The organism is Arthrobacter sp. B0427-1-12 (genome assembly GCF_059092905.1).
In genome coordinates this window covers 1-4,581 of record NZ_JBNHIC010000112.1, presented here as the reverse complement: position 1 = coordinate 4,581, position 4,581 = coordinate 1, and the positions used below count along the sequence as shown (strand labels likewise).

The following is a 4,581-nucleotide window of genomic DNA, read 5'->3' as shown; positions in this document are numbered from 1 at the left end:
ACTACGAAATCGATCTGTCCGCTGACGACGCCAGGGTCCTGCGCAAGACCTTCACACAGTATGTAAAAGCCGGACGCAAGGCCTCGGCGGCCTCCGCACGCGGGAAGGCCGCGCCCACGGCGCCAGCCGGCTCCAGCCGTGAAGCAACCCGGAAAATCCGCGAATGGGCCAAGAAAAACGGCTACACCGTTTCCGGGAGGGGACGGATCTCCTCCGAGGTCGTCGAAGCCTACCGTAAAGCGGTGTCCTGAATACCGCGGACAGGTGGGTAAGCCGTCTGCTTCGCCCACCTGCCCGGAGGGCTATTTGGCCGGGTACTCCCAGATCCAGCCGCCCTGGCCGTCGTCGCTGAAGACGATGCTGCCGCTGCCCAGGGGCACCAGTGTTGGCAGGAGCGAGGCGCTTATCTCCAAGCGGGACATATGCGCTGTTATCGGTCACCTGGCCGGAACTTCCGGCCCGAAATTTGGGTATATCAGATGTACCCTCAAGGATGCCGACACGCAAGGACGCTCTGCCTGACCCTGCCACGGCAGGCGCCGGCAGAGTATCGTCGACGGGAACCCGGTTCAGCGGCCACGACGGGAAGACCGCTCCCGGTGCCCGCCAAATCGGAGCCTGCCCTTCGTCGGCGCAGTTGTTCAACGCTGCAGGAGTATATAAATGACTGTGAACCGTGACGCTGTACAGCACTTCGTCGATCAGCTCGCCGAAAAGCTTGGTCGGTCCGTGGCTGTTGATGACCGCCATCGCCACTTCGTCACCAGTAGCCGTCATTTCGGCGACCTGGACGGCCTGCGCGTGAACGTGCTCGTTTCCCGCCACCTGGACGATGAATCGTCTGCCTACCTGTACAGCTTCGTGGATGCGGCAAACCTCAGAGGTCCTATCCGCATTCCCGCGAACGACGGCCTCGGAATCACGGTCCGTCGGTGCTATCCGGTGCAGCGAAACGGCGAATGGGTTGGGTTTCTCTGGCTGATCGGAGAGGCCAGCGAAGCTGACGACAGAATAGTTGCGGCCTCTCTTCCCGAATTTGCCCTCATACTGAGCCAGGAACCAGACAGAACGGTACAGCAGGAAGCCGTCGTCTGGGCCACGTTCCTGAAGATCCTTTCCAAACCGAACCGCAGGCATGAGCTAAGGGATTTTTGGAAGGGTCAACTAATCGACCCGCAAACCAACATCGCCGTCTTCGTGGTCTATTTCCACCAGGAACCGGAAGATCCGGTTCGTCCGGCGCAGATCCTCGATGAACTTATAGCCAGGTCAATACATGACCGCAGGATCATCAGGACAGCTTCAGTCGCACGGGGACGGATCGCCCTGACCGTCATCAGGGACCAACACCGCCGTTCCCCGGACAAAGCCGGATTCCCGGTCGATCACTCATTAGCCAGGCAGGAATACGACCGGCTGTCTGTCGGTCTTAGCAGCTGGGGTCGGGTCACCGAAGTCGAGGAGTTGCTTACGCAGGCGGCGCTTGCCGCCTACGCGGCCATTGACAGGAACAAACGCTGCTTGTCATGGTCCGACTGCAATTTTCAGGGGGTTCTCCTGCGCGCGGTTTTGGAGGACCCGGCCCAAGTCATCCCTGCACCAGTCAGTGAACTGGCTACATCGAGTTCGGGTGCCGCTTTGATGAAAACAGTATCGGTCTTCCTGGAAGAAAGCGGCGACATCACCAGAGCATCGCAGCGCCTTAATATCCACCGGACCACTCTTTACTACCGGCTCGCGCGGATTGAAGAACAGACCGGATATGACTTGAAGAACGGCAATGATCGCCTCGCCCTCCAAATCGGTGTTGGGCTTATGGCCTTCCTGGAGACCGAATTGCCTCTCTTTCTACATTCCGAGGAAAACTAGGTCCAAGGTTCATACACGCGCATATGGTCCATGCGCTAAGCCCCCATATACGCTCTTCACAGGTCATGGTGACCGGAATCACATACCGGCGCAATAGCGCTTTCCATGCATGACAAAGGAGTCATAATGATCGAACGAAAAGGCGATTGTGTTTACCCGTTCAACCTTCATGAAGGTAAAAGTCCCCTCTCGATCCAGAGTTATTTCCTGACGGAATCCGAATTGCCTGTAATGGTGCAGGCCTGGGAATTTCCGGTTGGGGGAGGGGAGGGGATACACAGTCATCCCCGCTCCGGCGAAAACCTGGAAGAGCTTTACTTTGTCATGTCCGGAACAGCGCAACTGACGGTTAACGGCGCACATCAGCTGCTTTATCCCGGGGACGCCGCACTGACCCGCCCTGAAGACGACCGTGGCGTGGAAAATGCGGGAAATACTCCCTTGAGAATGCTTGTGATCTGGGGGCACCCCAGTGATGCGCGGCCCGACTTCAAACAGTTCGACACCGTTCAAGCCGCACTTAAATGCCGGCAGGGTCAGCCGGCCTGAAGTTCTGCGCCGCTATTAACGAGGCAATCTACCGCAAAGCCGGACGTAAAAAACGGCTTCATTTGTTCGTATTGATCGTCCAGCCGGGCGCAGCTGTAAAAAGCCTGGCTTCAGTGAAAGTTGATTGATGTGACGGCTACCTCAGTTAGGTCTAATAGAGCTCTTCCGAAAAAAACCATCATTGCCGGAGCCTTGGGCAACTTTGTCGAATGGTATGACGCAATTGTTTTTGCATATGCTGCTGCCACCATAGGCCACATTTTCTATGGGAACGCCAGCGAATCCGTGCAGCTCCTAGCGTCCTTCAGCACCTTTGCTGTCACGTATGCCGTTCGCCCGTTCAGCGGTATCGCGCTCGGAATCATAGCCGACAAGATTGGCCGTAAGAACGTACTGATGTTCACTGTTCTTCTCATGGGCGCTGCGACGACCACGATCGGACTTCTGCCCGGTTATGACGCCATAGGCATCATGGCGCCGATCCTGCTTATTCTCTGTCGCGTTGCCCAAGGCATTGCAGCGGGAGGGGAACTCATGGGCGCGGTTACCTTTGTCATGGAACACGTGCCCGCCGAGCGCCGAGGGTTGGGAATTTCCCTCATTCAGATGGGAACCGGCATGGCCTATCCTGTCGCCTTTGCGTTCTCTTTCGCCCTCATGAACATCGGTGGCAACGAATGGTTCAATGACAGCGGCTGGCGCTGGCTGTTTCTCTCAAGCGCCCCCTTGGCCCTTGTTGCGCTCTATATAAGGTCACTGCTTACGGAGACACCGGTCTTTTCTGCCATCAAGGCAGCAGGGGAAGACGCCCGTCGTCCCGGCCAGGAAATACTGCGGATACACAAGACCAAGATCCTGGCTGTGACACTCCTGGGCTTCGTATTCATGGGTAACTGTATTCTCTTCCTGGCGTACCTGCCGACCTACCTCCGCAGCCGGGAAATCGATCAGGATACGGTCTCAGCCGTCATCGCCGTCACCTTCCTGCTGTTCGCGTTGTGCATCCCCGTGTGGGGCATGGTTATCGACCGCATAAAGCGTCATTATTCCCGCCTGGGCTTCACTGTGGCATACACATGCGCCTTGATCCCCTGCTATCTCCTGATCACCTCGGAGAGCATTCCTGCCATCGCGCTCGGAATGTCGGTATTGGCTGTTCTGCTCGCTTCCCTTTACGCAATGTTCCCCTTGGTAGCGGCAGAAGCAATGCCTCCGGCGGTTCGTGCCACGGGAGGGAACATGGCCTACAACATCGGCACAGCACTCATCATGGGTCCCGTCGTTCTGATAGCACTCCAGCTCGTTCAGTGGTTCGGGCCAGTGGCTCCGGCATACTACGGAACTCTTCTCGGGCTGATATCTGTTGCTGCGGCTCTGATTTGGCGTCGCCACCTAGAACCTGACGCCTCATTCGCACAGGAGGAAGAATCACCTCTCAAACGAGAGTCTATGGATGCCATCTGACTCTGGGCGCTTACTACCGCCCGGTGGAGGAGCCGTCCTCCACCGGGCGGTTGCCCTATGCATCAGTGATCAAGAATGCAGCCATAATCAGCTTGCGGGGCGTGCACTTCTCTTGAATGTAGGGAGCACTACCGCAAGATGCAATGCGCGCTCCATCGCTACTACCCCCTTTGCCGGCATTCACAGTATGTAGCGGGAGAAGGCGCGACCAGTCTTCCGGGTACGCTCCGCATCGGCCGATCGGGGACGTAGGGTGGGGAAATTGCCCCGCTAGCAATGTCATAGGCGCCGTTATCGGCGTTTACCCCAGATTCGGGGATATTCAGGGATTATGGGTTGTGCCCGTAGTGGTGGCCGTCAGATCGTCCTGAACCGCAAGGATCCACTGGCCGTCTCCAAAGCGGATTTCAAAAAGCTGTTGGCCGTCTTCATCCTGACCGCGAGGATTCACCTCAAAGTACGGCCATCCATCGCGGGTCTGGGCGACAGCATCCCGGGTACGTACTGCGTGGAAGACACCCAGCGCATGCTGGGCTTTGGGGCCGGATGTCATGGAACATCGTCTCCCTGATTCTGTATTGTGCCAAGACTTCGAACGGAACGGGACTGTCCCTAGCTCCTCTGTCAAGCAGCGAGGATGAGCGTGCGGGCTGCGGAGGTTTTCTGATCGTCGATCAGAGCTCGATATACGACGTCGGA

Annotated in this window: 5 protein-coding genes; 4 read left to right on the top strand and 1 reads right to left on the bottom strand. The window is 57.5% G+C overall.

Annotated elements, in window-relative coordinates; all coding sequences use genetic code 11:
* From AC5RWU_RS23710 to AC5RWU_RS23695, 4 genes are all read left to right on the top strand, one after another.
* Positions 1 to 251: histone-like nucleoid-structuring protein Lsr2 (locus AC5RWU_RS23710; RefSeq protein WP_493986626.1), on the top strand; the 251-nt coding region annotated here is incomplete at its 5' end.
* A gap of 412 nt (positions 252 to 663) precedes the next feature.
* On the top strand, positions 664 to 1,869 hold the full coding sequence (locus tag AC5RWU_RS23705; protein ID WP_494037345.1) for a PucR family transcriptional regulator: 1,206 nt from the start codon (positions 664 to 666) through the stop codon (positions 1,867 to 1,869).
* Positions 1,870 to 1,995: 126 nt separating this feature from the next.
* Positions 1,996 to 2,418, top strand: coding sequence for a cupin domain-containing protein (locus AC5RWU_RS23700; protein WP_493986624.1), 423 nt, complete (start codon positions 1,996 to 1,998; stop codon positions 2,416 to 2,418).
* Positions 2,419 to 2,610: 192 nt separating this feature from the next.
* Complete coding sequence (locus tag AC5RWU_RS23695) at positions 2,611 to 3,882, top strand: MFS transporter (protein WP_494037344.1); 1,272 nt, start codon at positions 2,611 to 2,613, stop codon at positions 3,880 to 3,882.
* Between the two features lie 322 nt (positions 3,883 to 4,204).
* Here the strand turns inward: AC5RWU_RS23695 and AC5RWU_RS23690 are convergent, their stop codons facing one another.
* A complete protein-coding gene (locus AC5RWU_RS23690) occupies positions 4,205 to 4,435 on the bottom strand; it encodes a hypothetical protein (RefSeq protein WP_493986622.1) in 231 nt (76 codons plus the stop codon).
* Between the last annotated feature and the right edge of the window lie 146 nt (positions 4,436 to 4,581).